Origin of the sequence: Actinomadura miaoliensis (genome assembly GCF_039536785.1) — a bacterium.
GTDB classification, from domain to species: Bacteria; Actinomycetota; Actinomycetes; order Streptosporangiales; family Streptosporangiaceae; genus Spirillospora; species Spirillospora miaoliensis.
The window spans coordinates 24,067-42,993 of sequence record NZ_BAAAZG010000087.1 but is presented as its reverse complement, the minus strand read 5'-3'; the positions used below and the strand labels follow the sequence as shown (position 1 = coordinate 42,993).

The 18,927-nt window shown below is 72.8% G+C and carries 17 protein-coding genes and 1 pseudogene; 9 read left to right on the top strand and 9 right to left on the bottom strand.

The genetic code is table 11. The features are described from left to right. Positions 1-5: 5 nt before the first annotated feature. Positions 6-1,229 (top strand): threonine ammonia-lyase, encoded by a 1,224-nt coding sequence (gene ilvA, locus ABD811_RS43170; RefSeq protein WP_344959486.1) that lies wholly within the window; start codon positions 6-8, stop codon positions 1,227-1,229. A gap of 64 nt (positions 1,230-1,293) precedes the next feature. Here ilvA and ABD811_RS43165 read toward each other — a convergent pair whose 3' ends face one another. Then, entirely contained in the window at positions 1,294-2,718 is a 1,425-nt protein-coding gene (locus tag ABD811_RS43165) for a M1 family metallopeptidase (RefSeq protein WP_344959484.1), read from the bottom strand. Between the two features lie 113 nt (positions 2,719-2,831). Continuing rightward, positions 2,832-3,710: a LysR substrate-binding domain-containing protein gene (locus ABD811_RS43160; protein ID WP_344959482.1), complete on the bottom strand. Its 879-nt coding sequence runs from the start codon at positions 3,708-3,710 to the stop codon at positions 2,832-2,834. Between the two features lie 61 nt (positions 3,711-3,771). On the opposite strand from ABD811_RS43160, the gene ABD811_RS43155 reads away from it, so the two are divergent. Next, the gene (locus tag ABD811_RS43155; protein WP_344959480.1) at positions 3,772-4,776 is read left to right on the top strand and encodes an aldo/keto reductase; all 1,005 of its coding nucleotides are present in this window, start codon (positions 3,772-3,774) and stop codon (positions 4,774-4,776) included. Continuing rightward, positions 4,773-5,252, top strand: a complete 480-nt coding sequence (locus ABD811_RS43150; protein WP_344959478.1) for a nuclear transport factor 2 family protein — start codon at positions 4,773-4,775, stop codon at positions 5,250-5,252. Before ABD811_RS43155 ends, ABD811_RS43150 begins: the two co-directional genes overlap by 4 nt. A gap of 79 nt (positions 5,253-5,331) precedes the next feature. Here ABD811_RS43150 and ABD811_RS43145 read toward each other — a convergent pair whose 3' ends face one another. The 4 genes from ABD811_RS43145 to hppD all read right to left on the bottom strand — a co-directional run bounded on the left by ABD811_RS43145 (position 5,332) and on the right by hppD (position 10,502). Next, positions 5,332-6,756 carry a M1 family metallopeptidase gene (locus ABD811_RS43145; RefSeq protein WP_344959476.1) on the bottom strand — a complete coding sequence of 475 codons (1,425 nt, stop codon included), beginning with the start codon at positions 6,754-6,756 and terminating at the stop codon, positions 5,332-5,334. A gap of 127 nt (positions 6,757-6,883) precedes the next feature. Next, the gene (locus ABD811_RS43140) at positions 6,884-8,491 is read right to left on the bottom strand and encodes a M1 family metallopeptidase (RefSeq protein ID WP_344959474.1); all 1,608 of its coding nucleotides are present in this window, start codon (positions 8,489-8,491) and stop codon (positions 6,884-6,886) included. Between the two features lie 69 nt (positions 8,492-8,560). Then, on the bottom strand, positions 8,561-9,271 hold the full coding sequence (locus tag ABD811_RS43135) for an RDD family protein (RefSeq protein WP_344959472.1): 711 nt from the start codon (positions 9,269-9,271) through the stop codon (positions 8,561-8,563). A 139-nt stretch (positions 9,272-9,410) separates the two neighbouring features. Next, complete coding sequence (gene hppD, locus ABD811_RS43130; protein ID WP_344959470.1) at positions 9,411-10,502, bottom strand: 4-hydroxyphenylpyruvate dioxygenase; 1,092 nt, start codon at positions 10,500-10,502, stop codon at positions 9,411-9,413. Between the two features lie 122 nt (positions 10,503-10,624). Here hppD and ABD811_RS43125 point away from each other — a divergent pair. Next, positions 10,625-11,098 (top strand): annotated as a pseudogene (locus tag ABD811_RS43125) (Lrp/AsnC family transcriptional regulator); the annotation flags it as partial. Between the two features lie 361 nt (positions 11,099-11,459). Here the strand turns inward: ABD811_RS43125 and greA are convergent. Both greA and ABD811_RS43115 read right to left on the bottom strand, forming a co-directional pair. After that, entirely contained in the window at positions 11,460-11,960 is a 501-nt protein-coding gene (gene greA / locus ABD811_RS43120) for a transcription elongation factor GreA (RefSeq protein ID WP_344959468.1), read from the bottom strand. A gap of 179 nt (positions 11,961-12,139) precedes the next feature. Continuing rightward, positions 12,140-12,532: a DUF4307 domain-containing protein gene (locus tag ABD811_RS43115; RefSeq protein WP_344959466.1), complete on the bottom strand. Its 393-nt coding sequence runs from the start codon at positions 12,530-12,532 to the stop codon at positions 12,140-12,142. 225 nt (positions 12,533-12,757) lie between these two features. On the opposite strand from ABD811_RS43115, the gene mca reads away from it, so the two are divergent. Then, entirely contained in the window at positions 12,758-13,612 is an 855-nt protein-coding gene (gene mca, locus ABD811_RS43110; protein ID WP_344959571.1) for a mycothiol conjugate amidase Mca, read from the top strand. Continuing rightward, positions 13,612-13,887, top strand: coding sequence for a hypothetical protein (locus ABD811_RS43105; RefSeq protein WP_344959569.1), 276 nt, complete (start codon positions 13,612-13,614; stop codon positions 13,885-13,887). Before mca ends, ABD811_RS43105 begins: the two co-directional genes overlap by 1 nt. A gap of 60 nt (positions 13,888-13,947) precedes the next feature. On the opposite strand, the gene ABD811_RS43100 is transcribed toward ABD811_RS43105, so the two are convergent. Next, positions 13,948-14,424, bottom strand: a complete 477-nt coding sequence (locus ABD811_RS43100; RefSeq protein ID WP_344959464.1) for a pyridoxamine 5'-phosphate oxidase family protein — start codon at positions 14,422-14,424, stop codon at positions 13,948-13,950. A gap of 89 nt (positions 14,425-14,513) precedes the next feature. On the opposite strand from ABD811_RS43100, the gene ABD811_RS43095 reads away from it, so the two are divergent. From ABD811_RS43095 to ABD811_RS43085, 3 genes are all read left to right on the top strand, one after another. Then, complete coding sequence (locus ABD811_RS43095; RefSeq protein WP_344959462.1) at positions 14,514-15,473, top strand: ribonuclease Z; 960 nt, start codon at positions 14,514-14,516, stop codon at positions 15,471-15,473. 31 nt (positions 15,474-15,504) lie between these two features. Beyond that, complete coding sequence (locus ABD811_RS43090; RefSeq protein ID WP_344959460.1) at positions 15,505-17,490, top strand: thioredoxin domain-containing protein; 1,986 nt, start codon at positions 15,505-15,507, stop codon at positions 17,488-17,490. Between the two features lie 245 nt (positions 17,491-17,735). Further along, entirely contained in the window at positions 17,736-18,917 is a 1,182-nt protein-coding gene (locus tag ABD811_RS43085; protein ID WP_344959458.1) for a C40 family peptidase, read from the top strand. Positions 18,918-18,927 lie beyond the last annotated feature (10 nt).

Sequence of the window (18,927 nt, the reverse complement as noted above, 5' to 3'; positions counted from 1 at the left end):
AGGACATGGCCCTCGTCTCCGTCGACGACGTCCGCGCGGCGCGTGAGCTGCTGCGCGAGGTGATCGCGCCGACGCCGCTCGTCCACTCCCGGGTGCTGTCCGAGCTGATCGGCGGCCCGGTCTACCTCAAGTGCGAGAACCTGCAGCGCACCGGCTCGTTCAAGATCCGCGGCGCGTACGTGCGGATCGCCCGGCTCAGCGACGCCGAGCGGGCCCGCGGGGTCGTCGCGGCCAGCGCGGGCAACCACGCCCAGGGCGTGGCGCTGGCGGCCAGCATGCTCGGCGCCAAGGCCACGGTGTTCATGCCGGAGGGCGCGCCGCTGCCCAAGGTCGCCGCGACCCGCGGGTACGGCGCCGACGTGGTGTTCCCCGGACCGACCGTGGACGACTGCCTGGTCGCCGCGCAGCGCCACGCCGAGGAGCACGGCGCGGTGCTCATCCACCCCTTCGACCACCCGGACGTGGTGGCCGGGCAGGGCACGATCGGACTGGAGATCCTCGACCAGCTCCCGGACGTGCGCACCGTCGTCGGCGCGGTCGGCGGGGGCGGGCTGATGTCGGGCGTGGCCGTGGCGCTCAAGGGCGCGGTCGAGGAGAGCGGCGGCCCGGACATCAAGGTCGTCGGCGCGCAGGCCAAGCGGGCGGCGGCGTTCCCCGCGTCGCTGGCGGCGGGACGGCCCGTCCGGGTGGAGGTGCAGCCCACCATGGCCGACGGCATCTCCGTCGGCCGCCCCGGCGACCTCACCTACGACCTGGTGACCGAGCTGCTGGACGCGGTCGTCACCGTCACCGAGGAGTCGATCTCCCAGGCGCTGCTGCTGTGCCTCGAACGCGCCAAGCAGGTGGTGGAACCGGCGGGCGCGGCGGGCGTGGCGGCGCTGCTGGAGCACTCCTACGCCGTGCGGACCCCGGTGGCGGTGCTGCTGTCGGGCGGCAACATCGACCCGCTGCTGCTGTCGAAGGTGCTGCGGCACGGCCTGGCCGGGGCGGGCCGCTACCTGGTCGTGCGGTGCCGTCTCAACGACCGTCCCGGCGCCCTGGTCACGCTGCTCGGCGAGCTGGCCGAGCTGGGCGTCAACGTGCTGGACGTCATGCACGAACGGGTCGCGGCCCGCCTGCACGTCGAGGAGGCCGAGGTGCTCATGCACCTGGAGACGCGCGGCGCCGACCACTGCGAGGAGGTGCTGACCCGGCTGCGGGAGAAGGGGTACACCCTCGTCCAGACGTGAGCCGGGCCCGGGGCGGCGCGCCCCGGGCCCGGCTCGGCAGTCTCACGGCGTCGTCGGGGTCATCTCACAGGGCGGGCTTGCCGGAGGTGTAGACCCACTTGTCGAACAGGTCGTCGAGCTGCCTGCCGGAGACCTTCTCCGCGAACGCGATGAAGTCCCGGGTGGAGACGTTGCCGTCCTTGTTGACCGTCGGCCACAGCTTGACGAGCTTGAAGAACGCCTGGTCGCCGATGGTCTTGCGGAGCATGTGCAGGGTCATCGCGCCCCGGTCGTAGACCGTGGAGTGGAAGATGTTGTCGCGGCCGGGGTCGGCCGTGACCGGCTTCCACAGGTCGTCGTCGGCGGGCGTGGCGTACACCTCGTCGAAGCTCTGCTGCGCGGTCTTGCCGGTGTACTTCTCGAAGTACAGCCACTCGGAGTAGGTGGCGAAGCCCTCGTTGAGCCAGATGTCGGCCCACCGCTCGGGCGTCACGCTGTCGCCGAACCACTGGTGGGCCAGTTCGTGGACGGTCAGGTCCGGCCGCGGGATGGTGCCCGGCCGCCGGCCCAGGTCGTACACCGGGCGGCCCTGGGTCTCCAGCGCGTACCCGACCCCGGCCTTGACCACGATGCCGCCGGTGGAGGAGAACGGGTAGCGGCCGTAGTTGCCGGCCAGCCACTCCTGGAACTCGGCGGTCTGGTCGTGGAAGTCCTTGGCCAACCGGGCGGAGATGCCGAGGCGGGCGTCGGTGGCGGTGATGTTGGGCACGCCCCGCGCGGTCCGGCCGGTGACCACGTCGTACTTCCCGATCGCGATCATGCTGAGTTCGCTGGCCATGGGCTTGTTCATCACCCAGCGGGTGGTGGTCTGGGCGCCCCTGGTCCAGCGGCCCGCCGGGTCGCCGTTGGCGAGCGTGGTCAGGTCCTTCGGCGCGGTCAGCGTGAAGGTGTAGGTGGCCTTGTCGGACGGGGCGTCGTTGACCGGGTAGACGGTCGCGGCGCCGATCGGCTGGTTGAGCATGACCGCGCCGTCGTCGGTCGGGATCCAGCCGGAGCGGCCCAGCGCCGGGTCGTCCACGCCCTCGGGGACGCCCGAGTACGCCACGCTGACGGTGAAGCCGTTGCCCTTGCGCAGGCCCTTGGCCGGGGTGATCTCCAGTTCCTGGGCGCCGGTGCGCTTGTAGGCGGCCTTCTTGCCGTTCACCGTCAGCGCCGAGATCTTCAGCGGTCCCTGGAAGTCGAGGTTGAACCGCGACAGGTGCTGGGTGGCCCGCGCCTTGATCGTGGTGACCGCCGAGATGCCCTTGGACGCCGGGTCGTAGGTCAGCGCGACGTCGTAGTGGGCGGCGTCGTAGCCGCCGTTGCCCATGTCGGGGAAGTAGGGGTCGCCCGCGCCCGGCGCGCCGGGCGTGTACCGCACGGGGGCCGCGCCCGCGGGCGCGGCCGTCACCATCAGGCTCGCGGCGACGCCGAGCGCCACCGCGGCCACCGCTCGGGGAGATCTGCTCATCGACTCGTCCTCAGCTCATCAGACAACGCCCCTCAAGCTGTCAGCGGCATCTGTGCAGTACAAGCTCGATTTGGTATCGAATTCGTTGGGGTCGCCCACCCTTGCGGGAGCCGTCAGCCGGCGGCGCCGCGCAGGGCGGCGACGAACAGGCGGGTGATCTCGCGGGTGTCGTCGGCGCGCCAGGCCACGGCCAGCTCGGCGGGCGCCAGGCCGCGCACGGGCCGGCAGACCACGCCGGGCCGCTGGTAGAGGCGGGTGTTGCCCTCGGCGAGCAGGACGACGCCCAGGCCGGACGACACCGCCTCGAACACCTCGTCCGGGGCGGTGGCCTCGGCGCCGATCCGCGGCGGACGGCCCCCGCGCGCGTCGAGCGCCAGCCAGAAGTCGCGCAGCGGACCGGCCGTGGCGGGCAGCGCGATGAACGGCTCGTCCAGCAGGTCGGCGAAGTCGATCTCGGCGCGGGCGGCCAGCGGATGGTCGTCGGGCAGCGCCACGTGGCGGCGTTCGCCGACCAGGGTGTGGGTGCGGACGCCGGCGGCGGGCACCGGCAGCCACACGAACGCCACGTCGCTGGAGGCGTCGGCCAGCCCGGCGGTGGGATCGTCCCAGCCGACCAGCCGCAGCGAGACCGTCCAGTCGGGCGCCAGCTCGCGGAACCGGCGCAGGGCGTGGCGCTGCGGATCGCGGCCGACGGCCGTCTGCATGCCGACGACCAGGGTGCGGGGGCGGTCGAGCGCGCGGGTCTCGGCGTAGGCGCGGTCCCAGGTGCCCAGGACGTCGCGGACGGCCGGCAGCAGCGCCGCGCCCTGCGGCGTCAGCGCGATCTCGCGGCCGCGCCGTTCGAACAGCTCGAAGCCCAGCCGCCGCTCCAGGGCCCGGATCTGCTTGGACAGCGCCGGCTGCGAGACGAACAGCCGGGCGGCGGCGCGGGTGAAGTTCAGCTCGTCGGCGATGGCCGCGAAGTAGCGCAGCTCCCGGAGATGGGCATCCATTACTTCTGGTTATACCGCTATGTCTTGGACGTTCGGACCGTCCGGACGGCAGCGTGGAGGCATGAACGAGCTTCCTTCGCGCGGGCTGGGACGCCTGCGGGTGCCCGCGATCGGATACGGCGCGATGGTGCTGTCGCCCGGCATGTACGGCGAGGTCGACGAGGACCGGGCGCTGGCCGCGCTGCGCCACGCGCTCGACGGCGGCGCCACGTTCGTCGACACCAGCGACGGCTACGGCGAGGACGGCCACAACGAGCGGCTCGTGGGCAAGGCGATCAAGGGCCGCCGCGACGAGGTCGTGGTGGCCACCAAGTTCGGGTTCCGCGTCCCCGACGGCGCCGAGCCGCACCGGTTCCCCGTGGGGTTCGAGTTCGGCGAGCTGGCCGTCAACGCCGAGCCCCGGTACGTGCGCGGGTACGCCGAGGCCAGCCTGCGCAACCTGGACGTCGACGTGATCGACCTGTACTACCCGCACTTCCCCGACCCGAAGGTGCCGATCGAGGACACCGTCGGCGCGGTCGCCGAACTGGTGGACGACGGGCTCGTCCGGTACCTGGGGCTGTCCAACGTCACGGCCGAGCAGCTGCGGCGGGCCCACGCGGTGCATCCCGTGCAGGCAGTGCAGACCGAGTGGTCGATGTGGCGGCCGGCGGACCCCGACCTGCTGGCGGCCGCACGCGAGCTCGGGGTGGGGGTGGTGGCGTGGAGCCCGCTCGGCGCCGGGTTCCTGACCGGCACCGTCCAGCGGGTCGGCGACGGCGACTTCCGCCGCAACAACCCCCGGTTCGGCGACGCCAACCTCGCCGCCAACAACGACGCCTACGTGGCCGTGCGCGGCATCGCCGCCGACCTCGGCATCACCCCCGGGCAGCTGGCGCTGGCGTGGCTGCTGCACCAGGGGCAGGACGTGGTGCCGATCCCCGGCAGCCGCACACCCGCGCACATCGAGGAGAACCTGCAGGCCGCCCACATCGACCTGCACGCCGACACGCTCGCGCAACTGGACGCCGCGCTGGCACGGGCCACACCGGCCGGCGGCACCCTGCTGCAGAACGGCGGCCGATGACCGGCCGGCGGATTACCGCGGCGGCGTTCGCGCTGGTCACCACGCTGACGCTCGCCGGATGCGGGGGAGACGAGGACCCTTCGGCCGCCGCGCCCACGACATCTGCGGGGGCGTCGTCGGCAGGGCGGCCGCCGGCCTCGGCCCCGGCCTCGGTCGACGGGGTCGATGCCGCCGCGCGGGCGTACGTGGACGCGGTCAACCGCCGGGACCTGGACGCGCTGGTGAATGCGTTCGCCGGCGACGGCGCGGTGGTCGACGTGTCCCGGACGATCAGTGGCCGCGACGCCATCCGCGCCTGGGCGCGCGACGAGGTGATCGGCGGCAGCCTGCGGGTCCTGTCGATCGCCGAACGGCGGGACGACGGGCAGAAGCTGCTGGTGCACTGGGCGCCGTCCGGGTCACAGGGCTGGCGGGCGCACTACGACTTCACCGTGTCCGGCGGCAAGATCCGTACCGCCGACCTGCAGTACGCCTGAGGTCGCGCGCAACCGCCGCGACAGGGTTCACGGGCGGCGGGGCACCGGCGGCCCGGAGGCGGCTCCAGCGGCGGCGGGGTCACCAGCGGCGAGGCTTGCCCTTGCCGTACAGCCAGGTGCGGAACAGGCCGTCCAGGTCGCGGCCGGAGATCCGCTCGGACAGCCGGACGAACTCGGGCGTGGCGGCGCTGCCGTCGCGGTGGGTGCGCGCCCACTCGCGCAGGATCGCGAAGAACGCCCGGTCGCCGACCCGCCTGCGCAGCGCGTGCAGGCACATCGCGCCCCGCGTGTAGACCGAGAACCCGAACATGTCGTTGCGGCCGGGAACGCCGGGCGGCGGGCGGAAGACCGAGGAGTCGCCGGGCAGCCGGTAGTACCGCCGGAACACCTTCTCGGCGGTGTTGCGGTGGCGCCCGCCCCGTCCGCCCCGTTCCCGCCACAGCCACTCGGCGTAGGTGGCGAAGCCCTCGTTCAGCCAGATGTCCCGCCAGTTGCGCAGGCTGACGCTGTTGCCGAACCACTGGTGCGCCAGCTCGTGGACGATGAACTCGTCGCTCGGCACGAACCCGGCGTAGACCGGGCGCTCCTGGGTCTCCAGCGCGTAGTCCAGCTCCGGGTCGTCCACGACGCCGCCCGCGGTGGCGAACGGGTAGGGGCCGAACATCTTCTCCGCCCAGCGCACCGCCTTGATCGTGGTGCGGTGCACGCGGTCCGCCGACCTGCGGAACCTCGGGTCGACGGCCGTGATCACCGGGATGCGGCCCGCCTTGCCGTGCCGCATCCGGAACCGCCCGATCGCCACCGTCGCCAGGTAGCTGGCCATGGGGGAGTCCTCGGCCCACTCGTAGGTGGTCCTGCCGCCCCGGCGGACGACGCGGCCGGGTCTGCCGTTGGCGACCGCGCGCAGGCCCTTGGGCACGGTGATCCGGAACGAGTAGGTCGCCTTGTCGCTGGGATGGTCGTTGACCGGCAGCCAGGTCGGCGCGCCGTCCGGCTGGGACAGCACGACCGCGCCGTCCCGGGTCGGTATCCACCCGTACGTGCCGAGGGGGCCGTCCGGCATCGGACCGGGACGTCCGGCGTAACGCACCACCGTGGTGAACACCTGCCCCGAGGAGATCGACCTGGCCGGAGTGATCGTCAGTTCCTGGCCGTCGCGCTGGTGCCGGGCGGGTCTGCCTTCGACCGTGACCGAGGAGATGGCCGGGCCGCGGTAGTCCAGGCTGAACGCCGACAGCGACTGGGCCGCCCGGGCGTTGACGGTGACGGTGGCGTCGATATCGCCCTTCGTTCCGGGGTAGCCGAGGTCGACGTCGTAGTGCTGGACGTCGTAGCCGCCGTTGCCCGCGTTGGGGAAATACGGGTCGCCGATGCCCGGGCCGCCGATCGTGCCGTAGTCGGCGGGATCCTCCTCGGGAACGGCGGACGCGTCCCCGCCGCCCGAGGTCACCAGCAGGACGGCCACGGTCGCCGCCGCGGTCGCGCGCACCCAAGCCTCGTTCATCGACGCCACTGTGCGCGGCGGGACGGCACGGCGCCGCGCGGACGCGCCGGAGGTTCCCCACTGCTTGCCGCCGGTTGGTCACCGTTTGACGATCACGCCCCGGCCGGTCCGCGGACGCGGCGGGTGGTCAGCGGCCGGGACGGCCCCGCTTGTACAGCCAGTCGTCGAACAGCGAGCCGAGCTTCTGCCCCGACACCCGTTCGGCCACCTCGATGAACTGCTCGGTGGTGCCCGAGGAGTGCCGCCGCTCCCTGGTCCAGGTCTGCAGGATCTGGAAGAACTTGGCGTCGCCGACCTTCGTGCGCAGCGCGTGCAGGGTCATGCCGCCCCGGTCGTACACCGAACGGGCGAACATCTGCGAGCGGCCGGGGTTGCCCGGCGGCACGTCCCACAGCTCACGGTTGCCGCGGTCGGCGTACAGCTCGTCGAACCGGGCCTGGACGGACTGCCCGCCCGCCTTCTCGGCCCACATCCACTCCGCGTAGGTCGCGAAGCCCTCGTTCAGCCAGATGTCCTTCCAGCGCGTCACGCTGACGCTGTCGCCGAACCACTGGTGCGCCAGCTCGTGCGCCAGCAGCGTGTCGTCGATGCCGTACGCCCCGTACACCGGACGGGTCTGCGTCTCCAGCGCGAACCCGACCTGGGCGTTGTCCACGATGCCGCCGGTGGAGGAGAACGGGTACGGGCCGAACCGCCGCGCCAGCTCGTCGGTGATCTGGGCGTTCTTGGCGTGGAAGACGTCCAGGTCGGCGCCCGGCACCGTCGGGTCGACGGCGGAGATGTTGGTCACCCCGCCGGGCGTGCGGCTCGTCGTGACCCCGAACCGGCCCACGGTGACCGTGGCCAGGTACGTGGCCATCGGCTCCTTCACCCGCCACTTCGTCGTCGACGACCGCCGCGCGGAGATCGGCGTGACCGCCGGGCTCTGCTCCGCGCCGGGGCCGCCGGGCGCGCCGGGGTCGCCAGGGGCGCCGGGGGCATCGGGCGCTCCGGGGGCTTCGGGGGCTTCGGGGGCGCCGCCCCCGGCGTCGTTCAGCGGGGTGGCCGGCTCGCCGTTGGCGATGGCGGTCAGCCCGTCCGGGACGGTGATCTCGAAGTCGAACGTGGCCTTGTCGCTGGGATGGTCGTTGCTGGGGAACCAGGTGTGCGCGCCGCTCGGCTGGCAGGCCACGAACACCCCGTCGGGGGTGCGGATCCACCCGTAGCGGCCCAGGATCGGGTCGTTCACCGGGCGCGGCGTCCCGGAGTAGCGCACCGCCACGGTGAACCGGGCGCCCTTCTCCACCGGCTTGGCCGGGGAGACGGTCAGCTCCTCGCCGTCCTGCCGCTGCCGCGCCGCCGCGCCGTCCACCGTCACCTGCGACACCCGCAGGCCGGTCAGGTCCAGATTGAACGAGGGCAGCCGCTGCGTGGCGGTGGCGGTGATCTCGGCGGTGCCGTCCAGCTCCTCGGCGCCGCCCGGCGTGATGGCCAGCTTGAGGCCGTAGTGCTGGACGTCGTACCCGGCGTTGCCGTCACCGGGCACGTAGGGGTCGCCGATGGTGTCCTGCCCGGGGCGGGCGGCCGCCCCCTGCGAGGGCTCGGCCGGCAGGCCCGTGTCACGGTCGCCGTTGGGCAACTGGCAGGCCGCCAGCGTGCCGGCGAGCGCCAGCGCGGTCAGGCCCGCGACACCGCGCGAGGCGGTCCGGGAGCCACGGGGGCGGGCAGGCCTGAGCGGATTTCCGGCGGTAGGCACGGTGCCCAGCCTGCCCGCCGCCGGGCAGACTGGGCAAATCCGCAGTAAAAAGATCTACCGGCGGGGGCGTCAGCGCCGGGCGTAGGGGTTGGGCGTGCCGGGACGCGCCTTGACCACGACCGTCCCGGCGACCTTGTCGTGCAGAGCCTGCCTGCGCTCGTCCCACAGGATCCACGCCACGTCGACGATGCCGATGCAGCCGCACAGGCCGCCCAGGACGCTGTAGAACGCCGACCGCCCCGCGGCCTGGCCGACGTTGATCGCGCCACCGGTGTCGGCCCGCACCACCCGGATCCTCAGCAGCATCTTGCCGAGCGTCTGCCCGAACCGCAGGTGCATCAGCCAGTAGTAGAGGAAGGCGAGCACGAGGTAGGCCACGTTCGCGGCCAGCTGCCCGCGGTCGACCATCGGGGCGTTCGGGGACGGGCCGGTCATCTGCCGCCAGTCCACCAGCGGCAGCAGGATCGGCAGCATCACGACGCTGAGCAGAAGGGAGTCGACGACGGCCGCGCCGAGCCGCGCCCAGCGGCGGGCCAGCTCGGCGGCGGGCCCGGCCGGGCCGTAGCCGCCGTAGGACGGGGGCATGCCGTACTGGGGGACACCGCCGTGCGGGCCCTGACCGCCGTAGGGGCCGGGATACGGGGGCGGCTGTTCGCCGGGCTGCCGGTCGGGCCGGGGCTGCCGGGACGGTGGTGGCTGGGCGCCGGACTCGCCGGGCGCGCGCCACGGCTCGTCCTCCGGCCGTTCCCCGGGCGTGGGGTCGTGCGGCGGTTGCGTCATGCCGTCAAGGTGGGCTCGCGCCACCGCCGCCCGGACCTCACCACGCCCGGGACCGGCGAATGTTTACCGACCGCTGATCGCCCGTTGCCGCCGTGTCAGCCGCCCGGCGGGCGGCCGGCACGGGCCGGGGCGGTCCGGCTCACAGGTTGCCGCGGCGGGCCTGCTCGCGTTCGATCGCCTCGAACAGGGCCTTGAAGTTGCCCTTGCCGAAGCCCAGGGAGCCGTGCCGCTCGATGAGCTCGAAGAACACCGTGGGACGGTCCTGCACCGGCTTGGTGAAGATCTGCAGCAGGTAGCCGTCCTCGTCGCGGTCCACCAGGATGCGGCGCTTCTGCAGCTCCTCGACCGGGACCCGCACCGAGCCGATGCGCGCGCGCAGCTCGGGGTCCTCGTAGTAGGAGTCGGGGGTGTCGAGGAACTCCACCCCGGCGGCCTTCATCTGGTCCACCGCGGCCAGGATGTCGTTGGTCGCCAGCGCGATGTGCTGCACGCCGGGGCCGCCGTAGAACTCCAGGTACTCCTCGATCTGCGACTTGCGCCGGCTCTCGGCGGGCTCGTTGAGCGGGAACTTCACCTTGCGGGTGCCGTCCGCCACGACCTTGGACATCAGCGCCGAGTACTCGGTGGCGATGTCGTCGCCGATGAACTCGGCCATGTCGGTGAAGCCCATGACCCGGTGGTAGAAGTCGGCCCACTCGTCCATGCGCTCGACGTTGCCCACGCAGTGGTCGATCGCCTGGAAGTACCGCCTGGCCGGCGGCTCGACGATCGGGTCGGCGGGGACGAAGCCGGGCAGGTAGGGGCCCGAGTAGTTGGAGCGGTCGACCAGGGAGTGCCGCGTCTCGCCGTAGGTGGCGATCGCGGCGATCACGACCTTGCCGTAGTCGTCCTCCAGGACGTGCGGCTCGGTCAGGCCCGTGGCGCCCTTGGCGAGCGCGTGCCGGTAGGCCGCCTCGACGTCGGGGACCTCGATGGCCAGGTCGACCACCCCGTCACCGTGCTCGGCGACGTGCCGTCCGAGGTCGGTGCCCGCCCGCACCGGCCCGCGGAACACGAACCGCGCCGAACCCGATTCCAGCACGTGCACCGCCTCGTCGCGGCTGCCGTTCTCCGGCCCGCGGTAGGCGACCCGGCGCATGCCGAACGCGGTGGAGTAGTAGTGCGCCGTCTGCTTGGCGTTGCCGACGGCGAACACGACGGCGTCCATGCCCTTCACCGGAAAATCGTCCATGCCGTCAATCTCGACAGACGCCTGCAGAGTGCGCAAGAGTGGTCCAGATCACTGGGCAATCTGCACAGCGCTGTAGGGGAACGCCCGGTCGGCCTGTACAGGATGACCATGAGGAGGACACGGTGCCCGCCGAACCCGTCGACGGCCTGGACGGACGGTTGATCGAACTGCTGGCCGCCGAGCCGCGCATCGGGGTGCTGGAGGCGTCCCGCCGCCTGGGCGTGGCGCGCGGCACCGTGCAGGCGCGGCTGGACCGCCTGGCCCGGCGCGGGGTCGTCCGCGGCTACGGCCCCGACGTCGACCCGGCCGCGCTCGGCTACGGCGTGACGGCGTTCGTCACCCTGCAGATCCGCCAGCCCGGCGGGCACGACCCGGTGGCCGAGCGGCTCGCCGCGATCCCCGAGGTGATCGAGGCGCACACGATCACCGGGCCGGGCGACATGCTCTGCCGCCTCGTCGCCCGCAGCAACCAGGACCTGCAGCGCGTCATCGACCTGGTCGTCGACGTCAGCGGGGTGGAGCGCGCCTCGACCGTGATCTCCCTGGCCACGCAGGTGCCCTACCGCACCCTCCCGCTCGTCCGCCAGGCCGCCCGCGCCGCCGAGTCCCGCGCCGCCGCCGAGTCCCGCGCGACAGCCGAATCCCGAGCCGCCGAATCGAGCACCGCCGAGCCGCGGACGGCCCGCGCCGCGCCGCCCCGGCCCGCCGGACCGCCCGCCGACGGACGGCAGCCGCGGAACCGGGGCTGGTGACACGGTCGCCCGGCATGACGGCCGCCGGATCGCGCGTCCGCGGACGGTCGCCGCGAGGGCCGGGCCCGGTGAACGGTCGGCCCGGAGATGAGCGGCACGGAACACCGGCCGGCCCGGAATGAGGGGTGGCCGGAACCACGGCCCGGAAAGGCGACGGCCCGCCGCCCCTGGCGGGCGGCGGGCCGGATCGGCTGTGGCCGAGGGGTCAGGAGCCCTGGTAGGCGGTGGCGCCGAGGATCTCGACGGTCATGCTGCGGCCGTTGGGCAGCGTGTAGGTGGCCTTCTCGCCGACCTTCTTGCCGTTGATGGCCGCGCCGAGCGGCGACTTGGGCGAGTACACGTCGATGGGGGCACCGCTCTCCTCGCGGGAGGCCAGCAGGAAGGTGACCTCCTCGTCATCGCCCTCGAACGCCACGGTGACGGTCATGCCGGGACCGACGACGCCCTCGGTGCGCGGGGCCTCGCCGACGCGGGCGTTCTCCAGGATGCCCTGGAGCTGCAGGATCCGCGCCTCGATCTTGCCCTGCTCCTCCTTGGCCGCGTGGTAGCCGCCGTTCTCGCGCAGGTCGCCCTCCTCCCGCGCCGCCTCGATCCTCTGCGCGATCTCGATGCGGCCGGGGCCCGACAGATGGTCCAGCTCGGCCTTGAGCCGGTCGTACGCCTCCTGGGTGAGCCAGGTGACGTTGTCAGCGCGGGTCTCGGTCACGGGTACTCCTCATCCACATGTTGCGATCCTCGCTCGCCCGGGGGAGAGCGCCACATCGACATGAAATGCGGCCAGGTGAAACCTCTAGCCTATGCGATGTGTGCGGTAAAGGTTCCCTGCGGACGGCGTAGGTAATCTGCCAATACCAAGGTCACGAGTCGTGGCCTGCTGCCGGCGATTCAGATCTCGCGGCAGTCCTTGATCCGGGCGCCGGTGGCCCGCCGGGAGGTCTGCAGGGTGTCGCTGCGCTTGAGCTCCGACGTCCCGGGCGGAACGGTGATCTCCTTGTGCGCCACCACGGCGAAGTCGGTGTCGAAGGCGTCCACCACGCAGCGGACCTCCGAGTCCTTCGGCTTGGCCACCTGATACCGGATCTGCACAGATGAATCGTTCACTATGGAAAAGGTGATGGTCTGCGCCGCTATTCCCGGTGTCTGGCCCACGTTCGCCATGACCACGGCCCAGCCCACGGCCATCACCGCGGCCAGCAGGCCGATGAGGACGTACCCCAGCCGGCCGCCGCGGCGCGGCCGCTCGGAGGCGGTGGAGGCGGGGGGCGCGCTGGTGGCCATGGCGGGAATCTCCGTGCGATCCGTGGACGTTGTCAGGAACAATTCTCTTCTGTCGCGGCGGGTGCTCCGTACCGGGGCCCTCGTAACGCCCAGACATGCTGCTGAGAGGGAGAACCCCAGGTGTCCGAGCTCATCGACGGTACCGCGCCGACCGGCTCGCCGAACGGCGCGCAGGCCGGCCCACGACCGGACGGATCCGGCCCGGGCGGCGGCCGGCTGCGGCTGATGGCCGTGCACGCCCACCCCGACGACGAGTCGAGCAAGGGGGCCGCCACGATGGCCCGTTACGTCGCCGAGGGCGTGGACGTGCTGGTGGTGACGTGCACCGGCGGCGAGCGCGGCGACATCCTCAACCCGGCCATGGAGCGTCCGGAGGTCCGCGCGGACATCGCCCGGGTGCGGCAGGAGGAGATGGCCCGCGCCCGCGAGATCCTGGGCGTCGACCAGCGCTGGCTGGGGTTCGTCGACTCCGGCTTCCCCGAGGGCGACCCGCCGCCCCCGCTTCCGGAGGGCTGCTTCGCGCTGGAGCCGCTGGAGAAGGCCGCCGAGCCGCTGGTGCGGGCCGTGCGCGAGTTCCGTCCGCACGTGATCCTCACCTACGACGAGAAGGGCGGCTACCCGCACCCCGACCACGTCAAGACGCACGAGGTGTCGGTGGAGGCGTTCGAGGCCGCGGGCGACCCCGACCGGTACCCGGGGACGGGGGAGCCGTGGCAGCCGCTCAAGCTCTACTACCACATGACCTTCACCCGGGAGCGGATCCTCACCCTGCACGAGGCGATGCTGGACGCCGGGCTGGAGTCCCCCTACGGCGACTGGATCAAAGGTTTCGACGACCGGCCGCAGCTGTGGGAGGTCACGACCCGCGTGCCGTGCGCCGACTACTTCGAGATCCGCGACAAGGCGCTGCTGGCGCACGCCACCCAGATCGACCCCAACGGCTCCTGGTTCGCCTGCCCGCTGGACCTCCAGCGCGAGGCATGGCCGACCGAGGACTACCATTTGGCCAGGTCCCTGGTGGACACCGAACTGCCGGAGGACGACCTGTTCGCCGGCATCCGGGAGAAGGTGTCTGTGTGATGCTTCCGCTGGCCGTACCGCTCGACCAGGCCATTCCGCTCAACGACGACACGGTCACCCCCGGCCTGCTGGGGTTCGGCTTTTTCGTCGCCATGGCGGTGGCCACGTTCCTGCTGCTGCGTTCGATGAACAAGCGGATGCGCAACATCCAGGCTCCGCGCGAGGCCGACCTCAAGCAGCAGGAGTGGGAGCGCGCTCAGCAGGCCAAGTCCGGTGACAAGGCCGACAAGGCCGGCAAGGCCGAGAAGGCCGCGGACGCTCCCCGTAAGGACTGACCAGGCCCGCCCCAGGTGACCATGCCCGCGCGCGGGTCTCCTGGGGCGTGCGGCCCGCGGTCAGGCCTTGCGGTGGTCCCAGCTGACGATCCGGTCCGGCTCCATCACGATCACGACGCGCTTGGCCAGCGACTTCTCCAGGCCCGCGGCGAAGTCGGCGTCCAGGGGCCGCCCGGGGTCGGGCACGGGCAGCCCGGCGATGCGGGCGCCGACCACCGCGCCGACCCGCAGCCGGACGTCCGGGTCCTCGATGACGCGGCCCTTGCCGTACAGCGCGGCGCCGCGCAGCTCGTGGTACTCGGTGCCGTCCTCCACCAGGCATGTCATGGTGGGGTCGCGGCGCAGGTTCAGCACCTTCTGCGAGCGCTGGTACGTGGTGAAGGCGATCTTGCCGTCGAGCAGCGTGTAGAACATCGTCACCAGGTGCGGTTCGCCCTGCGGGCCGACCGTGGCGACCTGCACCTTGAACGAGGCGGCCAGGAAGTCGGCGACCTCCTCCGGCGTCATCCTGATCTGCTCGCGCTTGTTTCCGGCCACCGGCGCTCCTCGGGTCCGATCACGTCACCGACGTCGCCGTCAGAATAACCACTCGCTTACCAGGGTGGGGCGGGGACCATCATGGGGGCATGTCCGCGCGTGATCTCGTCGTCCTCGGCTCCGCCAGCGCGGTGCCCACCAGGTTCCGCAACCACAACGGCTATCTGCTGCGCTGGGACGGGCACGGCCTGCTGTTCGACCCGGGGGAGGGCACGCAGCGGCAGATGACGCTCGCGGGCGTCTCGGCGCACGACGTGACGTGGATCTGCGTCACCCACTTCCACGGCGACCACTGCCTGGGCGTGCCCGGGATCGTCCAGCGGATCGCCCGCGACGGCGTGCGGCACCCCGTGCACGCCGCCTTCCCCGCCGCCGGCGCCGTCTACTGGGAACGGCTGCGGCACGCCACGGCGTTCGTCGACACGACCGTGATCCAGGAGCGGCCGATCTCCGGCGACCACGCCGAGATCGCCACCGGCCCGTTCACCCTCACCGCGCGGCGCCTGTCGCACCCCGTGGAGGCGTACGGCTACCGCCTGGAGGAGCCCGACGGGGTGACGATGCTGCCCGCCGAGCTGGCCGCCCGGGGCGTGCGCGGCCCGCTCGTACGGCGCCTGCAGGAGGAGGGACGGGTCACCACCCGCGACGGCCGCACCGTCACGCTGGAGCAGTGCAGCGTGCGGCGCCCCGGCCAGAAGGTCGCGTTCGTCATGGACACCCGGCTCTGCGACGCCGCCTACCGGCTGGCCGACGGCGTCGACCTGCTGATCATCGAGTCGACGTTCCTCGATGAGGACGCCGCGCTGGCGGCCGAGTACGGCCACCTGACCGCCGGGCAGGCGGGCCGGGTCGCCGCCCGCGGCGGGGTGCGGCGCCTGGTGCTCACCCACTTCTCCGAGCGCTACCGCGCCGACGACGAGCCGCGCTTCGCCGAGCAGGCCGCCGCGGCGGGCTTCACCGGCGACATCGTCATCGCCCACGACCTCGACCGCATCCCCCTTCCCCGTCGCCGCCGGACGCCCGCGGGCGGGCGCCGGACGGACGGGTGAGGGAACCGGCGGATCGGGCAGGATCGGTGACATGAACCGCCTCAAGGACGCGACCAGCCCGTACCTGCTGCAGCACGCCGACAACCCCGTGGACTGGCGGGAGTGGGACGAGGAGGCGTTCGCCGAGGCCAGGCGCCGCGAGGTGCCGGTGCTGCTCTCGGTGGGCTATGCCGCGTGCCACTGGTGTCACGTCATGGCGCACGAGTCGTTCGAGGACGAGACGACCGCGCGGATGATGAACGAGATGTTCGTCAACATCAAGGTCGACCGGGAGGAACGGCCCGACGTCGACGCCGTCTACATGGAGGCGACCCAGGCCATGACCGGCCAGGGCGGCTGGCCGATGACGGTGTTCATGACGCCCGACGGGCACCCGTTCTACTGCGGCACCTACTTCCCGCGTCAGCACTTCCAGGCGCTGCTGCAGGCCGTCCACAGGGCGTGGACGGACAAGCGCGACGAGGTGGTCGGGCAGGGGCGGCAGGTCGTCGACGCCCTGGCCTCGCGCGGCCCGCTGGCGGCGCGGGCCGAGCCGCCCGGCGCCGAGCAGCTGGCCGACGCGGTGCGCGCGCTGGCCGGGGCCTATGACGCGGCGCGCGGCGGGTTCGGCGGCGCGCCCAAGTTCCCGCCGTCGATGGCGCTGGAGTTCCTGCTGCGCCACCACGCCCGCACCGGGGACGAGCAGGCCCTGGCCATGGCCGGGCACACGCTGGAGGCGATGGCGCGCGGCGGCATGTACGACCAGCTCGGCGGCGGCTTCGCGCGCTACTCGGTGGACGACTCCTGGGTCGTGCCGCACTTCGAGAAGATGCTGTACGACAACGCGCTGCTGGCGCGCGTGTACGCGCACTGGTGGCGGCTGACCGGCAGTCCGTTCGCCCGCAGGATCGCCGTGGAGACCTGCGACTGGATGCTGCGCGACCTGCGCACCGCCGAGGGCGGGCTGGCCTCGGCCCTGGACGCCGACAGCGAGGGCGTGGAGGGCAAGTACTACGTGTGGACGCCCGCGCAGCTGCGCGAGGTGCTCGGGGACGAGGACGGCGCGTACGCGGCCGAGATCTTCGACGTCACCGAGGGCGGCTCGTTCGAGCACGGCACCTCGGTGCTGCGGCTGCTGAGGGACCCCGACGACCTGGAACGCCACGCACGTGTCCGCGCCGCCCTGCTGGAGGCGCGCGGGCGGCGCGTGCCCCCGGCCCGCGACGACAAGGTCGTGGCGGCCTGGAACGGGCTGGCGGTCGCCGCGCTGGCCGAGTGCGGGGCGCTGTTCGAGCGGCCCGACCTGGTGACGGCGGCGACGGAGATCGTGCGGCTGGTCGAGAGCGTGCACCTGCGCGACGGCCGCCTGACCCGCACGTCGCGGGCGGGGGCGGCCGGGGCCAACGCGGGCGTGCTGGAGGACTACGCCGACATGGCCGAGGGGCTGCTGGCCCTGCACGGCGTCACCGGCGACGCCGCGCACGTGCGGCTGGCGGGGATGCTGCTGGACGCGGTGCTGGAGCGGTTCGGCGACGGCGACGGCGGCTTCTACGACACCGCCGACGACGCCGAGCGGCTGTTCCGGCGGCCCCAGGACCCCACCGACAACGCCACCCCGTCCGGCCAGTTCGCCGCCGCCGGGGCGCTGCTGTCGTACGCGGCGCTGACCGGTTCGTCACGGCACCGGGAGGCGGCCGCGGCGGCGCTGGCGCCGGCCACCCTTCTGGCGGCCAAGCACGCCCGGTTCGCCGGCTGGGGGCTGGCCGTGGCCGAGGCGTACGCGGCGGGGCCGGTGGAGATCGCGATCGTGGGGGAGCCGGAGGACGAGCGCACGCGCCTGCTGCACCGCACGGCGCTGATGTCGCCCGCGCCGGGCGCGGTGGTCAGCGTGGGGACGCCCGGCGCCCCGGCGCGGGTGCCGCTGCTGGAGGGACGCGGGCCGGTGGACGGCGCGCCCGCCGCGTACGTGTGCCGCCACTTCGCCTGCCGCCTGCCGGTGACGACGCCGGCCGACCTGACCCGGGAGCTGCATTCCTAAGTCCGGGTGTGGACAGATGCCCGGCTCCTTTGGAAGAAAGATCCATTTTGTGGCACCGTGACATTGATCTCGTCTCGGCCGGGTGTTACCAATGAGTAGCTGGGGCGGATATGCCGCTTCGCGGGCGGATCGCCGGAAGTGGCGCTGGTTACGGTATGTACCTGGACGTAAGCCGCGAAATCGGTCATAGTCACCAGGGCCACGGTCGTGGGGCCGGTCGGGACGAGGGACGAGGGAGTGGTGGGGTGCGCGAGCCGAGCCGCCGGATGCTACCGATGATCATCGGCGTGACGGCGGCGACCACACTGGCCGCCGACGTCGCGGTGCTGCTGGCCCACGGCTCGTCCGCGTCCCCCGGGCCGCAGCCGCAGACGCAGATCGCCGGCCGGTTCGTCGCCGCGTCCGGCACCTCCGTGCTCTCCCCCGCGGCGGTGGCTCCGCTCGGCAAGCGGCTCACCCCGCACGTGCTGGTGGCCGCGCCCGGCACGCTGCCCGCCGGCACCGTCGAGAAGATCCGCAAGATCAAGGGCGTGAAGGGCGTCGAGGTCGTCGACGCCGTCCAGGCCATGGTCGCGGGCAAGCGGGTGGGGCTGCTGGGCGTCGACCCGTCCACCTTCCGCAACTACACGCCCAAGCCCACCGCCCAGTCCGACGCGCTGTGGCGCAACATCGCCGCGGGCGACGTGGCGGTCTCGTTCACCATGGGCAGCGACGGCGGGCTGCAACTCGGCAGCCGAGTCCCCATCGGCGGCAAGGACCGGCAGAGCGAGGTGCGGGTCGGCGCGTACGCCACCATGGGCATCGCCGACGTCGACGCCGTCGTCTCGCGCGACACGGCACGGGCGCTGGGGGTGCCGTCCGGAAACGCCCTGCTGATCTCCGCCCCCAAGGTCGACCGGGCCGAGCTGATCAGGCACCTGCGCGCCAAGGTGCTGCCGAAGCAGGCCAAGGCCGTCGAGGTCGACCCCGAGATCGACTACCCGAGCGCCGAGAGGCTGCCCGCGGCCAACGGCCAGGTGATGACCGCCCGGCAGGTGCGCACGGTGATCGAGGCGGCGCGGACGCGGCTGGGCTGGCCGTACGTGTGGGGCGGCGAGTCGGAGGCCGAGGGCGGCTACGACTGCTCGGGGCTGATGCAGTACGCCTTCGCCCGCGCCGGGGTCCGCCTGCCGCGCGTGGCCGCCGACCAGGCCCGCGCCGGCTGGGTGATCCCGTTCGAGAAGGCCCAGCCGGGCGACATGCTGATCTGGGCCAACGACCCGACCGCGCCCGGCTACATCTCGCACATCGCGCTCTACATCGGCGACGGCAAGATGATCGCCGCGCCGCGCCGCGGCACCGTGGTGCAGGTGCAGGACGTCTACTTCCGCAACTTCAAGGGCGCGGTGCGCGTCAACCCGCGGCGCGCCTCGAGCATCGCCTACTGATCCCGCCCGC